Origin of the sequence: Micromonospora sp. NPDC053740, assembly GCF_040677775.1 — a bacterium.
In the GTDB taxonomy this organism is placed as follows: Bacteria; Actinomycetota; Actinomycetes; order Mycobacteriales; family Micromonosporaceae; genus Micromonospora; species Micromonospora alfalfae.
Genome location: NZ_JBFASO010000004.1, coordinates 392,368 through 409,169, shown reverse-complemented (window position 1 = coordinate 409,169; position 16,802 = coordinate 392,368). Strand labels below are relative to the sequence as shown.

Genomic DNA, 16,802 nt, shown 5'->3' with positions numbered 1-16,802 from the left:
CTCAGGCCGATCGCCAGTCGTCGTTCGTCAACGCCGTGGCCTGAGGGCCCATCAGCAACATGCCCCCGTCGACCGGCCAGGACGCGCCGGTGACGTACCCGGCGGCGGGGGAGGCGAGCAACGCGACAACTGCGGCCACCTCCCGGGCGTCGCCGGGCCGCCCCAGCGGCACGCCGGGCCGTTCCTGGGTGAACGGGTCGACATCCTCCTGACCGGTCATCGGCGTGGCTATCTCGCCCGGGGCGACGGCGTTGACGGTGATCCCGTCGGCGGCCAACTCCTGGGCCATCACCTTGGTCAGCAGCCCGAGCCCGCCCTTCGCGGCGCAGTACGCGGCCGAGCCCACCCGGGGCGCGTGCTCGTGCACGCTGGTGATGTTGATGATCCGCCCGCCGGCGCCGGTGGCCCGCATCCGTCGCGCCGCCCGCTGGGCGCACAGGAACGGCGCGTCCAGGTCGACGGCGAGCACCTCGCGCCACTGCTCCCACCCGGTGTCGACGAACGACGTCGAGGCCCCGATGCCGGCGTTGTTGACCAGCACCCCGATGCCGCCCAGCCGGTCGGCCAACTCGTCCACCACCGCCGCCGCGTCCGGCAGTCGGGTCAGGTCCACCTCGGCGACCTCGCAACGCCGCCCCGTCGCACGGACCTCGGCGGCCGTCCGGTCCGCGCCGTCGGGGTCGCCGTACCAGGTGATGCCGATCTCGAAGCCGGCCCTGGCCAGCGCCACCGCGCAGGCCTTGCCGATGCCGGAGTCCGCGCCGGTGACGACGGCGATCCTCGGGTAGTTCTCGTATCGCTGTGGCATGCTGCCGCACTACCCCGGCACGGCCGGCCCAACCGCCACGAGGGCCACGGCTCATCTGCCGGCGGCGTACCGTCGCCTGATGCGGATCACCCGATTCACGCACGCCTGTGTCCGCGTCGAGCACGACGGCGGGGTGCTGGTCGTCGACCCGGGGACGTGGAGCGAGCCGCGGGCCCTGGTCGGCGCGGACGCCGTCCTGGTCACCCACGAGCACGCCGACCACATTGACGTGTTGCGGCTCGCCGGTCTCGGTGTTCCCGTGTACGCGCCGGAGGGTGCCCGCCTGCCGGATCTCGCCCCGCTGCCGGTGACCCGGGTCCGGGCGGGCGAGCGCTTCACGGCGGCTGGCATCGCGGTCAGCGCGCACGGCGGCCGGCACGCCCCGATCCACGAGGGGCAGCCCGACTGCCCGAACCTCGGCTACCTGATCGGCGGCGAGCTCTACCACCCGGGCGACGCCCTGCACGTGCCGGACGCGCAGGTGCGCACCCTGCTCGTCCCGGCCCAGGGGTCCTGGCTGCGCCTCGACGAGGCGATCCGGTTCGCCCGCGCCGTGGGCGCGGCGGCGGCGTACCCGATCCACGACGCGCAGCTCAACGACCGTGGTCTGGCCAGCGTCGCGGGTTGGTTCGCCGAGACGATCCCCGGCTACCGTCACCTGCTGCCCGGCGACACCGCCTGACCCCGGTCGTCGTCCGCCGCCGGGGTGCGGAAACGGGGCGCGGTGGTGGTGAGCACCGCGGCGGCCGTCGGGGCCGACCACCCCTCGGTCAGCTCCGTCACGAGGTCGGCGACCAGCCGGGTCACGGCCGGCCCGCTGCCCGGGTGCAGCGCTTCGGCGACGATCAGCACCGACGAGGTGCCCGCCCGCACGGCCGACCAGCCGCTCTGCCGGTTCGTCCACCGTCGGGCGTGTGCCCGCCCGGCGGAGTCGACGAAGGTCACCTCGCCCGGCTCGGGATGCTCGGTGTCGCCCGCGAAACTCAGGTACGTCTCGTCGCCGTGTGCCGGCCGGACCACCAGGTCGCCCTCGACCCGGTCCAGGTCGAGCGCCGCGACCGGGATGGCGTACGCGGCCGAGATGGCGTTGCAGAGATCGACCAGCGGGTGTACCCGGGGCAGTTCGCCGTCCAGGCGCAGCCGGCGTAGCAGCGCCTCGGCGGCGCACCGGTACTTGGTGGGCTGCAGCCCCATCGCCGCGTACGCCCGCCGCCACGCCTGGATCTCCGGGAACCCGCTCTCGGCCCCACCGGACAACCGCCGCCGTGCCTCGGCGAGATGATCGGCAGTGCGTGCCGCCACGTCGGCGTCGGCGGTGATCCCGGCGGCCTGCACCACGCCGGCGACCAGATCGGGGTACGCGTCGCGAAGCAGCGGAGAATGTTCGAACTGCACTGTGGTCCTATCGGTCGGTGAGGGCGAGGGTCACGCCGAGCGCGACGAACGTGCCGGCGGCGGATCGGCGCAGCCAGTCGGTGACCCGGGGTCGGGTCAGCACCCGGTCGCGTACCCGGGCCGCGAAGATGCCGTAGCCGCTGAACACCACGAAGGTGAGCAGCATGAACACCGCGCCGCAGCCGAGCATCGCCCGGGTCGAGCCCGGTGCCGTGGTGTCCACGAACTGCGGCAGGAACGCGACGAAGAACATCGTCGGCTTCGGGTTGAGCAGGTTGACCAGCACCCCGGAGACGATCACCCGGATCGCCGAGCGGGGTGGGGCGTCGGTGGTCACCGCGAAGGCGTCGCGGTTCCGCGCCATGGACCAGGCCAGGTAGAGCAGGTAGCCGACGCCGAGGTAGCGGACGGTCTCGAATGCCACCGCGCTGGTCTGCATCAGTGCGGCCAGTCCGGTCATCGCCGCCAGCAGGTGCGGCAACGTCCCCAGCGTGCAGGCGAGCGCCGCCAGCACCCCGGCCCGCGCGCCCCGCGACAGGCCGGCGGAGAGCGTGAAGATCACCCCGGTGCCCGGGGTGACCACCACGATCAGCGTGGTGATCAGGAACGGAATGGTCACGGTTGTCCTCCGGCGGAGTTGGCAGGTCTGGCTCCTGCTCACTCTGCTGCCACAATGGTCCGATGGGCAGAGCCAAACCAACGGCGTCTGACAGGTCCATATCGGCCGGGTCCGACTTCCTGCACCTGACCATCACCGACGCGACGCCGGGCGGGCGCGCCTCCTGGCTGACCGACCGGCTGCGGCAGGCCATCGCCGAGGGGCGGGTGCCGGTCGGTGACCGGCTGCCCCCGACCCGGGTGCTCGCCGCCGACCTCGGTGTCTCCCGGGGCGTGGTCACCGAGGCGTACCAGCGCCTCACCGAGGAGGGGCATATCGCCGGTCGAGGTCGGGCCGGCACCGTCGTCGTCGCCGCGCCGGCCGCGCCCACACCCACCCCGGCCGCCGCGCCGGCACCGGTCGTGACCTTCCCGCCGGCACCGGGCACCGACATCTTCGAAGCGGTACGCGCGCTGCACGCCACCATCGACCTGGCGCCCGGCGTACCCGATCTGGCCGCCTTTCCCCGCGCGGACTGGCTGCGCGCCGAACGGAGCGTGCTGCGCCGCCTCGCCGCGGCCGACCTCGGCTACGGCGACCCCTGTGGCACGCCCGCGCTGCGACAGGCCGTCGCCGCCTGGTTGGCCCGCAACCGCGGTATCGGCGTCGACCCCGCCGAGGTGATCATCGTGGCCGGCGTCTCCCAGGCGCTCGGGCTGCTCGCCCAGGCACTCACCGCTGCCGGCGTCGACCGGATCGCCGTCGAGGACCCGGGCTCACTCGGGGTGCGACAGCACCTGAACAACTGGGGGATGGACACCCCGCCGATCACCGTCGACGACGCCGGGCTGCGCGTCGACGAGTTGGTCGCCAGTGGCGTACCGGCCGTGATGCTCACCCCCGCGCACCAGTTCCCGACCGGCGTGGTGCTCGACGGTGACCGCCGCCGCCAACTCGTCGCCTGGGCGCGGGCCGGCGGTCTGATCATCGAGGACGACTACGACGCCGAGCACCGCTACGACCGTCCTCCGGTGCCGGCGCTGCGTGGTCTGCTGCCCGAGCAGGTCTGCTACGCCGGCAGCGTCTCCAAACTGCTCGCCCCCGCCCTGCGGGTCGGCTGGCTGCTCGTGCCAACGTGGCTGCGCGAGGCAGTGGTGGCCGCCAAGCGCAACGCCGACCTGGGCAACGCCGTGCTGCCGCAACTGGTGCTGGCGGAGTTGATGACCTCCGGCGCCTTCGAGCGGCACCTACGGCTGCTGCGCCGTCGACACATCCGCCGGCGGGACGCCATGATCACCGCGCTGGCCCGCGCGTTGCCGTCGGCGACGGTGCACGGCGCCGCCGCCGGCCTGCACCTGATGATCACGCTGGACGACACAGTTGTCGACACCGAGCTGGCGGCGGCGACGCTGGCGCGCGGGGTGAAGGTGCAACCGCTGTCCTGGCACTGCCAGCGGCCGTACCGGCCCGGTCTCGTGCTCGGCTACGCGGCCCGTACGCCCACCGAGATCGAGGACGGCGTCGCCGCTGTCGCCGCCGCCCTCGACCTGGGTCAGCGCTTGACGTCGTAGACCACCTTGAGGATCCCGTTCGAGTAGGTCTCCGACTCCCGCAGCGTCAGCATGTGCTTGTCGCGGTCGGCCCGGCCGAACAGGCTCTTGCCGGCACCGAGCAGCACGGGGAAGACGAGCAGGTTGTACTGGTCGATCAGCCCTTCATCGGACAGCCGCCGGGCCAGCTCCGCGCTCCCGTGGATGAAGATCGCCCCGCCCTCGCCCTGCTTGAGCGCGGCGACGTCCCCGGTCGAGCGCAGGATCGTCGTCGGCCCCCACCCGTCGACGAGCGCGTCGTCGGACAGCGTGCTCGACACCACGTACTTGGGCAGGTCCTTGTAGTCGGCGTGGTCCTCCGAACCGGGCCAGACCGACGCGAACGCCTCGTAGCTGCGACGGCCGAACATCAACGCCGTCGTGTCGGCGAGTTCCTCGCCCTTGAGCGACCAGGCCTCCGGGACGAACTCGAGGTCCTTGAACACCCAACCGCCGCTGCGGTGCTCCTCACCCGGCCCGCCGCCGGGCGAGTCCACGACGCCGTCGAGCGACATGAAACCGGTGTAGACCAGATCGCGCATTGTGTGTCTCCTCGTGCTCGGAACGGGCTGCCGGGTCCACGCTAGATCGCGGTTGCGACGCTGTCTTGGACGGAAACGACAGCCGCTCCGGCTCAGCCCAGGAACAGCTGGACGAGGACCAGCACGGCGAGCAGCGCCGGCCCCCGTGACCCCTGACGCAGCAGGTCGACCGGGATCATCCCGAACGGCGTGTTCACCGTCGCGCCGCCGTAGTCGATCGGCGGGCGGGTGCCGGCCCGGAACGCGGCGGCGACCACCCCCAGCGCCAGCGTCGGCGCCAGCCAGGCCGGCCCCGGGTCGACCGTCGGCACTGTCAGCAACCACCACAGCCCCGCGCCGACAGCCGGCACCACCACGTGGATCCCGCGCAGCAGGTTGTCGCTGCCACCGAGCGCCCGGCGCAGCCCCGGTGAGCGGCTGACCGACCGCAGACCGCCGGTCAGCCGGTTGGCGGCGAGGTACGCGAAGACCACCTGCGCGGCCCCGGCCAACCCGGGCAGGGCGAGCGCGGCAGCGTACTGCACCCCGATCAGCGCCGCCCAGATCAGCACGGCGCTCGGGTGGCGGCGCAGCCGACGTACGTCGGCCTGGAGCAGCGCCCACCAGCCGGGGCCGGGCCGGAACCGGCGGCTGCGAACCCGGCCGATCCGGCGCCAGCGGCGGCTCTCCACCAGGCCGGTGAGCAGGCTCGGATCCAGCAGGATCGTGGCCGTGGCGGCGGCGTTGGCGAACTGCGCGCCGGTGGTCAGGGTGGCCCGGTCAACCCGGGGCAACGCGCGTACCGCGAGGATCACCCCCAAGCCCACGAGGGGCACCGCGGCGGCGAACAACGCGACGGTCGGCGTCGTCGCCGGCCGGGGCAGGCCGTCGCCGAGACTACCCACGAGCACCACCAGGGCGGTGATCACCGCCGCCACCACCATCGGCGCCGCCCCGACCACTGTCGGCCAGCGTCGCCCTGACCGGCTGCCCTGGGCGACGACGCTGAGCGCCAACGCGGCAGCGCCCCACCCCGCGCCGGCCGCCGCCGCCCAGCCCAGGGCGGACGGTTCGCTGACCCCACCGAGCGCCGCCACCGCCACTCCGAGCGCCGCGGTGCCGACCGCCGAGCCCAGCAGCAACAGGACGAAGCGCGGCGCCAGCCAGGCCCGCCGGTCGATGGGCGCGCTCGTCGCCCAGCTCTGCGTCGCCGGGGTGACCAGCAGCGGACCGAGCGCGCGCAGACCACGCCAGGCCAGCCCCGCGCCGGCCAGCAGCGCGGCGACCGCCAGCCACCACCGCACGCCCGGCTCGGCCCGCCCCACAGTCGGAGAATCCAGCAGGTCGCGGCTGGCGCTGATCGCGAACCAGCCGTACATGCCCACGAACAGGACCATGACGTACGCGTCGCCGAGCACGTCACCGAGGGAATGGTCGTGGTGCCGGCCGCGGGCCTTGCGCAGGTGCGTCCGCACCTGCCGGGCGGTCGGCACCCCGACCGGCGTGTCGGCGATGGTGGCCGGCGCGGCGGTCACTTGCCGATCTCGATGCGCTCGTCGACCACCGCGTCGATCAGCTCCGGGTCGTGCGAGGCCAACAGCACGGCGGTGCCCGCCGCCCGTTCCCGGAGCAGACGGTCGGCGAGCCACTGTCGCCCGCGGACGTCCAGCCGCTGCTCGGGCTCGTCCAGGATCAGCACCCGGCGGGGCCGGACGAAACAGGACGCCAACGCCAGCCGGCGGCGCTGCCCGCTGGACAGCGTCACCGGCAGTTGGTCGCGGGCCGGCTCCAGACCCAGCTCGGCGAGGACCTCCTCGACCGGCTCGGCGTCACCCCCGTGGGCGTACGCGACCAACTCCAGGTGCTCGACCACCGACAGGTCGGGGAAGAAGTCGATGTCGTCAAGGGCGGCCGCCACCAGCGCCCGCACCTGAGGATCGGTCTCGTCGGCGCGGCGGCCCTGCACCAGCACCTCACCCGCGTCCGGCCGGTCGGCGCCGACGACACACCGCAGCAGAGTCGTCTTGCCGCTGCCATTCGGGCCCAGGACCACGGCGATCCGGCCCGCCGGGAGCGTGAAGCTCACCTCGTCGAGCACTACCAGGTTGCCGAAGTTGCGACTGAGTCCCCGTACCGAGAGCGCGTCCACGATCACAGAGTCTCCCAGAGCCACGCCACCGACCAACCCGAGCGACCTACGTCACCCGACTGTCGGCGTCGTCGTCGAGTCGGGCGTCGGCGGCGGCCAACCCCTGGGCGTCGGCGACCTCCTCGGCCACCGCCGCCGCGTCCGCCCAGTGCTGCCGCGCGTCGGCCCGCTCGCCCAGCGCGGCGCAGGCGTCACCCAGGTAGAGCAGGGTACGCGCCAGCCCGGCGGTCAGCCGGGTCCCCTCGCGCATTCGGCGGCTCTCGGCCAGCAGCTCGTACGCCGTGCGCGCCTGCCCCGGGCTGCTGCTCAGCAGTGTCGCCCCGGCGTTGAGCAGCGCCGTCGCCCGGCTGGTCGGGTCGTTCACCGACTCGTACTCGCGCAGTGCGGCCCGCCACGCCTGGGCGGCGTCCAGGTGCTCGCCGAGCGCCGCGTGCACCAGCACCAGGTTCGTCAGCGCCGCCGCGTACCCCCGGGCGTCGCCCACCGACCGGAACGTGTTCGCCGCCCGCACCAGGTGGTGGTGCGCGGTGTCCGGTTCGCCCCGGGCCAGTTGGGCCGCGCCCAGGCCCAGCTCGGTGAGGGCGTGCCCGGCCCGGTCAGCGCCGGAGCGGTGTCGGCGCGACATCTCCAGGTGCTCCACAGCGTCGTCGAGCTGCCCCAGGTCGAGCAGGGCCAGGCCGAGGTTCATCCGCGCCTGGGCGTTGCCCCGCCGCCCCCGTTCGTTGACCGCGAGGGTGAGCGCTGCCGCCGCACCCTGCGGGTCGTGCCGACGTCGGCGCAGCACCCCCAGCTCGTTGTGCGCCCACCCGGCGATCTCCGGACGGTCGTCGGCGGTCGGGGTGGCCAGCACGGTGCGGCAGACCTCCTCCCACTCGTCGAGCCGCTCGGCGTACGCCAGCCACCCACACAGCGCCACTGCCAACCGGAACCACCACCGACGGACCCGGCGGGGCAGTGTCTCCTTCGCGCCGGCCGGCACCCGCACCACCGCCAGCAGCAGCTCCTGGTGCAGGTCGAACCAGCCGTACGGGTCGTCGTCCAGCGGCAGCGACCACTCCCGGTCCCCCGGGGAGCCGAGCACCGCCAGGTTGGCCGCGTGCCGTTCGGCCCGGCGGGCCAGGTGCCGGGTCAGCCGGGCCTGCGCGGCGACCCGGGCCCGGACCGGATCCGCGTCCCGCAGGTGCAGTCGGGCGCTGCCGGCCAGCAGGGGGCGGATCTCGTACCGGTCGCCGGGCGCGCCGACCACGAACGCCGCCGCGGCCAACCGGTCGAGCAACGCGGTCACCAGCTCGGGGTGCCGCCCGGCCAGCGCGGCGATGGTGGGCCGGTCCACCGGGGCGGGGACCAGCGACATCAGCCGGTACAACCGGCGGGCCTGGCGGGGCAACACCCGGTACGCGATGTCCCGTTCGGTGACCAGGCGGGCCGCCGGTGAGACGGCGAGCCGCTGGTGCGGTGGCGTCTGCACCGCGCGGCGCAGCGCGTCCAGCACGTCGGAGTGCCGCCAGCCGTGCTGAGCGGTGCGGTAACCGAGTGCGCGCACGGTACGCGGTTGCCGCCCGCACAGGTTGACGATCTCGCGTACCGCCGGATCGGTGCGCGGGTCGGCGCGACGGACCCGGGCGGCGGGCGCGGCCCCGCCCGCCGTCGCGAACAGCTCCACCGCCTCGGACGTGCCCGGTTCGGCGATCCAGTGCGCGACCACACCCTCCAGGCCGGCCAGCGCCGGACCACCGGCGAGCAGCAGGCGGCAGGTGCGCGCGGTGGGTGGCAACAGTGGCCGGACCTGGTCGGGGCGGTCGACGTTGTCCAGCACCAGCACGATCTTGCGACCGTCGAGTTGACCGCGCAGCGCGTCGGCGGCTGCGGCGAGCGCGTCCGGCCGGCCGGAGGTCGGCGGGGTGGTGCCCAGGATCCGGGCCAGCGCGGTGAGCACGTCCCGGGCCGAGCGGGGTCGGCCGCGCCGCCGCAGGTCCAGGTAGTACTGCCCGTCGGGGAATTCCTCCCGGCACTCGTTGGCGGCCTGCACCGCGCACGCGGAGGTGCCCACCGCGCGTCGGCCCAGAACCGCCACCGCGTGCTCCCGGCTGAGCAGACCGACCAGCGCGTCGACGTGCTCCTCACGACCGGTGAACTCGGCCGTGTAGGGCAGGTTCGGCGCCCCGGCGGCCGGGGTGGTGAGCACCTCCGTCGGCTCGGGGCCGACCTCCTGGTTCGCCCGGCGGCGGCCCATCACGAAGCCGGCGACGCCGACGACGCCACCGACGACGGCCAGCACGATGGTCGCCGGCCCGAGCAGGTTGGTCGCCAGCTCGGAGAGGAGATTGCCGGCCAGGTTGCCGCCCACGTTGACGATGGCGGCGCTGAGCAGCCCGCCGATCCCGACCAGCGCCGGCCAGCGCGGGTTGCGGCGCCCGCCGCCGGGCCCGGTCACCGCACGCCCCCGGAGACGAGCCCGGCGACCAGGTGCCGCCGCGACAGGACCACGAGCACCACCGGCAGCACCGAGGCGAGCACCGAGCTGGCGGCCAGCGCCCCGCTGTTGCTCACGAAGCTGCGGGTCTGCTCGGCCAGGAACGGCCCGAGCGGCGACGACCCCGGCCCACCGAACAGCCGACCCACCACCAGGTCGTTCCAGACCTGGACGAACTCCAGCACGGAGACCGCCACCACCGCCGAGAGGTTGTGCCGGGCCAACCGGCGCAGGGTGTGCCACCACCGCCGGCCGCCCAACCGGGCGTCGCGGACCTGCTCGACCGGCAGGTCGGCGAACGCGTTGCGCAGCACCAGCACCGCGAACGGCACGCCCAGCGCGATGTGCACCAGGGCCAGGCCCTGAGCCGTGCCGGAGGAGAGCACCAGGCCCAGCACCTCGTTGACGGGCCCGGCGATGACCTGGATCGGCACGACGCTGGCGGCCAGCAGCAGCAGACCGGTGGCCTGCGCGGCGGGCCCGGTCAACCAGGCCAACGGGTACGCGGCCAGCAGCGCGACCACCAGCACCGTGGCGGTCACCGCGGTGGCCAGCAGCAGGGTGAAGCCCAGCGTGCGCCACAGCTCGGTGCCGGTGACCAGGTCGCGGTAGGACTCGCCATTCGGCGGCGCCGACCACCAGCCACGCGCGGCGGCGTCCACCCGGCCGTGCGCCGACGTGGCGACAAGCACCGCTAGCGGCACCAGCCAGGCGATCGCGGCACCCGCCGCGAGCAGCCGGAACACCCGCCGGGGTGGGGCGACCGGGGCGGGCTCGGGTGCCGCCTCGACGCGCGGCGGAGGCCAGGCCTGCCGGACGAAGAGCGCGGCCACCATGATCCCGCCGATCACCGCGACCAGCCACACCACGCCGAGCGCGGCGCCGTCGCCGGTGGTGGTGCCGCCGGACGTCTGCCAGATCCGCAGCGCCAGCACCGATGCCTCGTCGCGGACCGAGCCGGGGGTCATCACCAGGATCAGGTCGAACGTGCGGCTGGTGCCGACCGCCACCAACGCGAAGACGACAGCGGTCGTCCGCAGCAGCAGCGGCCGCCACTGCGCGTCCCACAGCACATGGCGACGCTTGCCGCCGTAGGCGCGGACCGCGTCGGCGAGGCTCGGCGGCACCGCGTCCAGCGCGGACCGGAAGACCAGCACCGCCAACCCCACCCAGGCCCAGACGAACGCCGACATCAACGCGACGGTGACCATCCCCGGCCCGAGAAACTGCGGCGCGTCCTCCACCGAGCGGCCGGCCAGTCGGGTCGCGACCAGGGTCGCCAGCCCTCGGCTCGGGTCCGGGTCGTACATCAGCCGGAAGGTGACCCCCGTGACGACCAGCGGCAACGCCACCGGCACCAGGAGGATCAACCGGACCAGGCCACCCTCCTGGGAGCGGCGGGACGCGGCGGCGAGCAGATAGCCCAGCGCCGTCACCACCGCCGGCACCAGCAGGGCCCAGAGGACCGTCCGGCCGACCACCGCGCCGGTGCCCGGAGCGGCGAGCGCGGTCCGGAAGTGCTCCGCGCCGACCCAACGACCGTCGGTGGTGACGCTGGCGTGCATGGTCCGCAGCACCGGCCACAACACCAGCCCGCCGAGCAGCACCGCGGCCGGCAGCAGCAGCGCCGACGTGGCACCCGCCGCCGGATAGGCCCGACCCCGCCGCGCCGGACCGACGTCGTCGAGGACGGCCAGCTCGCCGAGGACCCGCACCTGGCTCATCGGCCGCCCTCCGCGCTGCGGGCCGCCGCGGCGAGCAGGCCGGTGGCCCGGCGGATCGCCTCGCTGGCGCGGACCCCGTCGGTGACGTCGGCGAAGAAGCCCTGCATGATCCGCCAGATGCCGACCCCGTCCGAGCCGGTGAACGCACCGCGCAGTTGGTCGGAAAGGTCGAAACGCAGGGTGCCGGGGGCCCGCATCTCCGTGGCGAGTCGCTGGCCGACGCCGTCGGTGTAACTGGTGATCGAGACATTGGTGTTGGGCGACAGGTAACCGCCTTCGCGTAGCCACGGCTGGAACGAGTCGGCCCTGGCGAGCCATTCGACCAGCTCGACCCCGCCCCGGGCGTCGGCGAACGCCACTGCCGCGTCCCCACCGACGATCAGCGGACCGCCGCCCGGCTGGGTGCCCGGGAACCGGAACGTGACAGGTGCCTCCGGGCCGCGCCGGAACGGACGAACGACGTCGGCGGTGAAGTCCGCTCCGAGAAGCATCACCGCCCGCCGGGTGTGCACCACCTGGATCACCGACTCCTCGTACTGGGTGAGCAGGGCACGACGGCCGCCGCCGACGAACGCGCCGTCGATGCTCCACAGCCCGGCGAGGCGGTCCAGGGCGTCGCGTACCGGCTTGTCCTGCCAGTCGGCGCCCTGTTGGGCGAGGGCGTAGTAGCTCCCGGGCGCCACGTCGGCCAGGACGTTCTCGAACCAGTCGGTGAGCACCCAGCCGTCCGCGGCGCCGATGGCCAGGGGCACCGGGCCGCCGTCGCGTCGGGCGCGCGCGGCGAGCTGCCTGGTCCGGTGGACCAGTTCGTCCCAGGTGGTCGGCGGCGCGGGCAGCACGGAGGGCAGGTGCCAGACCAGCGACTTGTGCGCCGCCTTGACCCAGACGCCGTAGCGTTCGCTCTCGGTCATCAGCAGATCGCTCAGCTCGACCCGCACGGCGTAGTCGGTGGACGGGCGCACCGGGCTCAGCCAGCCGCGCTGGGCGTACTCGGTGACCAGGCCGGGGCGCGGCAGGATCGCCACGTCCGGGCTGGTGCCGGCCAGGTGTCGGGCGCGCAGGAACGCGTCGATGTCGTTGCCGGCGCTGATCACCTGCACCGGGGCGGGGTAGCCGGCGACGACCTCGCGGAACCGGTCCAGCTCGCTGCTGCTCCAGACCACCGCTACCTGCACCGACCGGGTTCCTCCGGAGCAGCCGGCGGCCAGGGCGGTGGCGCCCGCGGCGGCGGCGCGCAGCAGCATACGACGGCTCACTCCGGCGGGCGGCCTCATCGAGCCGCCTCGCTCGGCTCGGTGACCAACTCGTGCCGCACCGGTATCTCGGCCAGGGTGGCCGGGTCGGCCGTGCAGACCAGCACCGCCACCCCGGGGGCGTCCGGCGGCGAGAGGCGAGGCATCAGGTCACCGAGGCGGCTGTCGCCCGCCGAACCGGCCGGCAGGTCGATCACCAGCACCTCGGGCAGGCAGGCCGCCGCTCGGGCGAGCGCCACCCGGAACCGCTGGGCGTCGGAGATCTGGTGCGGCAGCAGGGCGAGAGAGAGCGCCAACTCGAGCCGGTCGACAACGGTGGCCGTCCAGTCGTTCGCCACCTCGTGCACCCGTTCGCGTTTGCGCTGGCCGTACTCGATGTTGCGCCGCACGGTGAGCTGCGGCAGCAGCGCGCCGCCGGCGGGCACGTAGCCGATCTGCCGGCGGGGCGGCGGCAGGCCGGTGACGTCCCGCTCGCCGACGAGGACGCGACCGGTCACCGGCGCAGCGAGGCCTGCCAGCACCCGGGCCACCGCCGTGCCGAACCGGGGCGGCGCCACCAGGGCGGCGAGCGTGCCGGCGGGAACGTCGAGGGTCACCGGCCCGGTGCCGGGGACGGCGACCAGTGCGCGCAGTCGTAGCGTGACCCTCACCTCCGGTGACCATCGATGACCGTCCCAGGGTGGCACACCGTGACGACAATCGACGCCCCCGACCCTTCCACTGTGGAGACGGTCGGGGCTGTTCAGGCGGGGGAGTAGAGCGCGGCGAGCCCGGCGGCCGTGGCGGCCAGCCGTTCGCGCAGCGCCACCGGGGTCAGCACCTCGACGTCGGCGCCGAGGCGCAGCAGGTCACCGTGGGCGTGGGTGAGCGACTCGATCGGCAGCACCGCGGTCACCCAGCCCCGCGCGTCCGGTGGCCCGGCGCTGCTGTCCATCGCTGTCACCACCGGATCGCTGCCGACCTCGCGCAGCCGTTCCCGCCCGGCGGGGGAGAGGCGGACGTGGGCCTCGTCGCGGTGCAGTCGGGCCCGGAACTGCACCACGTGCGCCCGCCACCAGGACGGCAGGTCGAAGTCGGCGGGTCGGTCGAACTCCTGCGCCAGTGGGGTCAACGCGAGGATCTGGTTGACCCGGTAGGTCGCCGGCGCGCCCCGGCCGGGCTGGTCGGCCACCACATACCAACGGCCGCCCTTGAGCACCAGGCCGTACGGCTCCAGGACCCGGGTCACCTCGCCGTTCCAGCCGCGGTAGCGCACCTCGACGCGGTGCTGCCGCCAGACCGCCTCGGCCGTGCGGGCCAGCTCGGGGGAGGCGTCGCCGTCGGCGTACCACCCGGGAGTGTCCAGGTGGAAGCGTTGTTGCAGTCGGGTCGCCCGGTCCCGCAGCGGCGCGGGGAGCGCGGCGTGCAGCTTGAGTTGCAGCGCCGCCACGACGTCGCCGTAGCCCAACTCGTCGGCGGGGCCGGGCAGCCCGGCGAGGAACAGCCGGTCGGCCTCCTCGACGGTCAGCCCGGTCAGTCGGGTCCGCCAGCCGTCGACCAGTTGGTAGCCGCCAGCGTGCCCGGCTTCGCCGTAGAGCGGGATGCCGGCGGCGTGCAGCGACTCGACGTCCCGGTAGATGGTGCGGGGAGAGACGGCCAACCGCTCGGCGAGCTGCGCGGCGGTCAACCGCCCGTGCGACTGGAGCAGCATCAGAACGGAGAGAAGTCGACTGGCTCGCACTTCACTGACACTAGTTGTCAGGGGACCGGTCGTACCGTCCCGGCATGGCTTTTCGCGACAAGGAACTGAGAACGCCGGGACCGATCATGGTGGACGGTCGGCAGCTCAAGCGCTACCACGTCGACCAGCCGGATCGACCCATCGAGCCGGAGGTGGAAAAGGCCGCGTACGACCTGCTGCCCGCGCTGCTGGCCGACATCGTCGACGACGGCACCCCGGCCGCCGGGTGGGTGGTGCTGCACCGGGGCGCGGACACCGGCGCCTATCTGCTGGCGTACACCTGGGTGTGGGACAACGCGGTGGAGATCCGTGTCGCCGCGGCCGGGCAGCCGGCGCTGGACTGTCCCGACGACGACCCGGCACACTTCGTCCACCTGCGCCGCCCAGCGATGGGCTGCGTCTGGGAGTTGGCGGTTCTGGAACACGAGCGGGCCGCCTGGGTCCGGCACATGCTGCTGCCGGAGAGTCCGAATCTGATCAATTATCTGCGTGACACGCGAGCGGAAGGGCCGGTGGGCCGCTGATGGGCGACTTCGACTTCTTTGTGGGCACCTGGAACGTTGTCAACCGGCGGCTGCGCAAGCGGCTGGTCGGCTCCGACGAGTGGGAGGAGTTCCCGGGGGTGTCGGTGGCGCACGGGTTCTTCGCCGGTGGCGGTCACTTCGACGAGATCACGTTCCCGACCAAGGGCTCCGCTGGGGCTACCGTCCGGATCTTCGACCCGGCTCGCGAGCAGTGGTCGATCTACTGGATGAGCAGCGTGGACGGGGTGCTGGGACTGCCGCCGATGGTGGGCCGCTTCGTCGACGGGGTGGGCCGCTTCTACGCCGACGACCAGCACGAGGGGCGGCCGGTCCGGTGCCGGTTCATCTGGTCCGACATCAGCGCTACCACCGCCCGCTGGGAGCAGGCGTTCTCGGTTGACGGCGAGCAGACCTGGGAGACCAACTGGATCATGACCTTCACCCGGGCGTCCTAGGGCTCTCGCGACAACTTTCGGCCGTCCGGGTGCGGTGTTATCGTCCGATCACCGCCCCGGATGGAGGAACGCGATGGCCTCCGACCACCTCGACGTGCTGATCATCGGCGCCGGCCTGTCCGGCATCGGCGCCGCCTGCCACCTTCGTCGCGACTGCCCCGACAAGACGTACGCGGTGCTGGAGGCGCGCGACGCCATCGGCGGCACCTGGGACCTGTTCCGCTACCCGGGCATCCGCTCCGACTCGGACATGTTCACCCTCGGCTACTCGTTCAAGCCGTGGACCGCGCCGAAGGCCATCGCCGACGGCACGACCATCAGGGAGTACGTGCGGGAGACGGCCCGGGAGTACGACGTGCCGCGGCACATCCGCTTCCGCCACCGGGTGCTGCGCGCCGAGTGGGCCAGCGACACCGCCCGCTGGACGGTGCACGCCCAGCGCACCGACACCGCCGAAACAGTGGTGCTGACCTGCTCGTTCCTCTTCGCCTGCACCGGCTACTACCGCTACGACGAGGGTTACACCCCGCCCCTGCCCGGTGTCGACGCGTACGCCGGACGGTTGGCGCACCCACAGCGCTGGCCCGACGACCTCGACCACAGCGACAAGCGGGTGGTGGTGATCGGCAGCGGCGCCACGGCGGTGACACTGGTGCCGGCGATGGCGCAGCGGGCCGCGCACGTGACAATGCTCCAGCGCTCACCGACGTACATTCTGGCGCGGCCCGCCCGCGACCGCCTGGCCGACGCGCTGCGGCGTTGGCTGCCGGCGAAGGCCGCGTATCCGGTGGTGCGCTGGAAGAACGTGCTGCTGTCCACCGTCACCTTCCAGCTCAGCCGGCGTGCGCCAGGCCTGGTGAAGCGGGTGCTGCGCCGGGCCGCGCGGGGCATGCTCCCGGTGGGGTACGACGTCGACAGGCACTTCTCGCCCCGCTACGACCCCTGGGACCAGCGGCTCTGCGTGGCACCCGACGGCGACCTGTTCGCGGCGGTGCGTGCGGGCAGCGCGTCGGTGGTCACCGACACCATCGACACCTTCACGGCGAACGGTGTCCGACTGGCCTCCGGCGCGGAGGTGCCCGCCGACATCGTGGTCACCGCGACCGGGCTCAACCTGCTCGCCCTCGGTGGCCTGACGCTGCGGGTCGACGGCGTGGACATCGATCTGCCGAACACCGTGGCCTACAAGGGCATGATGCTCTCCGGTGTGCCGAACTTCGCGCTGACCCTCGGCTACACCAACGCGTCGTGGACGCTCAAGGCCGACCTGGTCGCCGGCTATGTCTGCCGACTGCTGCGGCACCTGGACCGCACCGGTCAGCACGTCGTCACCCCGCTCCCGCCGCCCGACGCCGAGCGGGTGCCACTGATCGATCTGCGCTCCGGCTACGTGCTGCGCGCCGTCGACACGCTGCCCAAGCAGGGTGCGACAGCGCCGTGGCGGCTGCACCAGAACTACGCCCGCGACGTGTTGCTGATGCGGCACGGCCGGCTCACCGACGAGGGTGTGCGGTTCTCGCGGGCCGGCGGGGTGTTCGTGCGCGACCGCACTCCGCGTCCCGTCGCGTCCGAGCATCGGTAACCGCCAGCAGA

General features: G+C 73.7%; 16 protein-coding genes. 5 read left to right on the top strand and 11 right to left on the bottom strand.

Going from position 1 to position 16,802, the window contains the following annotated elements; all coding sequences use genetic code 11:
- Position 1: 1 nt before the first annotated feature.
- Complete coding sequence (locus AB0K35_RS14755; RefSeq protein ID WP_363885639.1) at positions 2–808, bottom strand: SDR family oxidoreductase; 807 nt, start codon at positions 806–808, stop codon at positions 2–4.
- Between the two features lie 79 nt (positions 809–887).
- Between AB0K35_RS14755 and AB0K35_RS14750 the strand changes: the two genes are divergently transcribed.
- Positions 888–1,490 (top strand): MBL fold metallo-hydrolase, encoded by a 603-nt coding sequence (locus tag AB0K35_RS14750; RefSeq protein WP_363885637.1) that lies wholly within the window; start codon positions 888–890, stop codon positions 1,488–1,490.
- Here AB0K35_RS14750 and AB0K35_RS14745 read toward each other — a convergent pair.
- Both AB0K35_RS14745 and AB0K35_RS14740 read right to left on the bottom strand, forming a co-directional pair.
- The gene (locus AB0K35_RS14745) at positions 1,463–2,203 is read right to left on the bottom strand and encodes a phenylalanine--tRNA ligase beta subunit-related protein (RefSeq protein WP_363885635.1); all 741 of its coding nucleotides are present in this window, start codon (positions 2,201–2,203) and stop codon (positions 1,463–1,465) included. The two genes, AB0K35_RS14750 and AB0K35_RS14745, sit on opposite strands and share 28 nt — an antisense overlap.
- 7 nt (positions 2,204–2,210) lie before the next feature.
- Positions 2,211–2,822, bottom strand: coding sequence for a LysE family translocator (locus AB0K35_RS14740; RefSeq protein ID WP_363885633.1), 612 nt, complete (start codon positions 2,820–2,822; stop codon positions 2,211–2,213).
- A gap of 62 nt (positions 2,823–2,884) precedes the next feature.
- Here AB0K35_RS14740 and AB0K35_RS14735 point away from each other — a divergent pair, with 62 nt between their 5' ends.
- The gene (locus AB0K35_RS14735) at positions 2,885–4,372 is read left to right on the top strand and encodes a PLP-dependent aminotransferase family protein (RefSeq protein WP_363885632.1); all 1,488 of its coding nucleotides are present in this window, start codon (positions 2,885–2,887) and stop codon (positions 4,370–4,372) included.
- On the opposite strand, the gene AB0K35_RS14730 is transcribed toward AB0K35_RS14735, so the two are convergent.
- From AB0K35_RS14730 to AB0K35_RS14695, 8 genes are all read right to left on the bottom strand, one after another.
- Complete coding sequence (locus AB0K35_RS14730; protein WP_238670748.1) at positions 4,354–4,932, bottom strand: dihydrofolate reductase family protein; 579 nt, start codon at positions 4,930–4,932, stop codon at positions 4,354–4,356. The two genes, AB0K35_RS14735 and AB0K35_RS14730, sit on opposite strands and share 19 nt — an antisense overlap.
- Positions 4,933–5,024: 92 nt before the next feature.
- Positions 5,025–6,446: a DUF6297 family protein gene (locus tag AB0K35_RS14725; RefSeq protein WP_363885630.1), complete on the bottom strand. Its 1,422-nt coding sequence runs from the start codon at positions 6,444–6,446 to the stop codon at positions 5,025–5,027.
- On the bottom strand, positions 6,443–7,066 hold the full coding sequence (locus AB0K35_RS14720) for an ABC transporter ATP-binding protein (RefSeq protein WP_112602474.1): 624 nt from the start codon (positions 7,064–7,066) through the stop codon (positions 6,443–6,445). Before AB0K35_RS14720 ends, AB0K35_RS14725 begins: the two co-directional genes overlap by 4 nt.
- A 40-nt stretch (positions 7,067–7,106) precedes the next feature.
- Positions 7,107–9,494, bottom strand: coding sequence for a tetratricopeptide repeat protein (locus AB0K35_RS14715; protein WP_363885628.1), 2,388 nt, complete (start codon positions 9,492–9,494; stop codon positions 7,107–7,109).
- Positions 9,491–11,257, bottom strand: coding sequence for an ABC transporter permease subunit (locus tag AB0K35_RS14710; protein WP_238670745.1), 1,767 nt, complete (start codon positions 11,255–11,257; stop codon positions 9,491–9,493). Before AB0K35_RS14710 ends, AB0K35_RS14715 begins: the two co-directional genes overlap by 4 nt.
- Positions 11,254–12,513 (bottom strand): extracellular solute-binding protein, encoded by a 1,260-nt coding sequence (locus AB0K35_RS14705; protein ID WP_363885626.1) that lies wholly within the window; start codon positions 12,511–12,513, stop codon positions 11,254–11,256. The genes AB0K35_RS14710 and AB0K35_RS14705 overlap by 4 nt, the downstream gene beginning before the upstream one ends.
- 14 nt (positions 12,514–12,527) lie before the next feature.
- The gene (locus AB0K35_RS14700) at positions 12,528–13,160 is read right to left on the bottom strand and encodes an ATP-binding cassette domain-containing protein (protein WP_238670743.1); all 633 of its coding nucleotides are present in this window, start codon (positions 13,158–13,160) and stop codon (positions 12,528–12,530) included.
- A gap of 92 nt (positions 13,161–13,252) precedes the next feature.
- A complete protein-coding gene (locus AB0K35_RS14695; RefSeq protein ID WP_363885624.1) occupies positions 13,253–14,230 on the bottom strand; it encodes a YafY family protein in 978 nt (325 codons plus the stop codon).
- Between the two features lie 44 nt (positions 14,231–14,274).
- Here AB0K35_RS14695 and AB0K35_RS14690 point away from each other — a divergent pair, with 44 nt between their 5' ends.
- From AB0K35_RS14690 to AB0K35_RS14680, 3 genes are all read left to right on the top strand, one after another.
- Entirely contained in the window at positions 14,275–14,754 is a 480-nt protein-coding gene (locus AB0K35_RS14690; RefSeq protein ID WP_363885622.1) for a hypothetical protein, read from the top strand.
- Positions 14,754–15,209, top strand: coding sequence for a hypothetical protein (locus AB0K35_RS14685; protein WP_238670740.1), 456 nt, complete (start codon positions 14,754–14,756; stop codon positions 15,207–15,209). Before AB0K35_RS14690 ends, AB0K35_RS14685 begins: the two co-directional genes overlap by 1 nt.
- 73 nt (positions 15,210–15,282) lie before the next feature.
- The gene (locus AB0K35_RS14680) at positions 15,283–16,791 is read left to right on the top strand and encodes an NAD(P)/FAD-dependent oxidoreductase (RefSeq protein WP_363885620.1); all 1,509 of its coding nucleotides are present in this window, start codon (positions 15,283–15,285) and stop codon (positions 16,789–16,791) included.
- Positions 16,792–16,802: the final 11 nt, after the last annotated feature.

What these genes read in the sequence shown, in the direction of transcription:
- AB0K35_RS14755 (WP_363885639.1), bottom strand. Translation starts at nt 808, where the DNA reads ATGCCACAGCGATACGAGAACTACCCGAGGATCGCCGTCGTCACCGGC.
- AB0K35_RS14750 (WP_363885637.1), top strand. Translation starts at nt 888, where the DNA reads ATGCGGATCACCCGATTCACGCACGCCTGTGTCCGCGTCGAGCACGAC.
- AB0K35_RS14735 (WP_363885632.1), top strand. Translation starts at nt 2,885, where the DNA reads ATGGGCAGAGCCAAACCAACGGCGTCTGACAGGTCCATATCGGCCGGG.
- AB0K35_RS14730 (WP_238670748.1), bottom strand. Translation starts at nt 4,932, where the DNA reads ATGCGCGATCTGGTCTACACCGGTTTCATGTCGCTCGACGGCGTCGTG.
- AB0K35_RS14710 (WP_238670745.1), bottom strand. Translation starts at nt 11,257, where the DNA reads ATGAGCCAGGTGCGGGTCCTCGGCGAGCTGGCCGTCCTCGACGACGTC.
- AB0K35_RS14690 (WP_363885622.1), top strand. Translation starts at nt 14,275, where the DNA reads ATGGCTTTTCGCGACAAGGAACTGAGAACGCCGGGACCGATCATGGTG.
- AB0K35_RS14685 (WP_238670740.1), top strand. Translation starts at nt 14,754, where the DNA reads ATGGGCGACTTCGACTTCTTTGTGGGCACCTGGAACGTTGTCAACCGG.
- AB0K35_RS14680 (WP_363885620.1), top strand. Translation starts at nt 15,283, where the DNA reads ATGGCCTCCGACCACCTCGACGTGCTGATCATCGGCGCCGGCCTGTCC.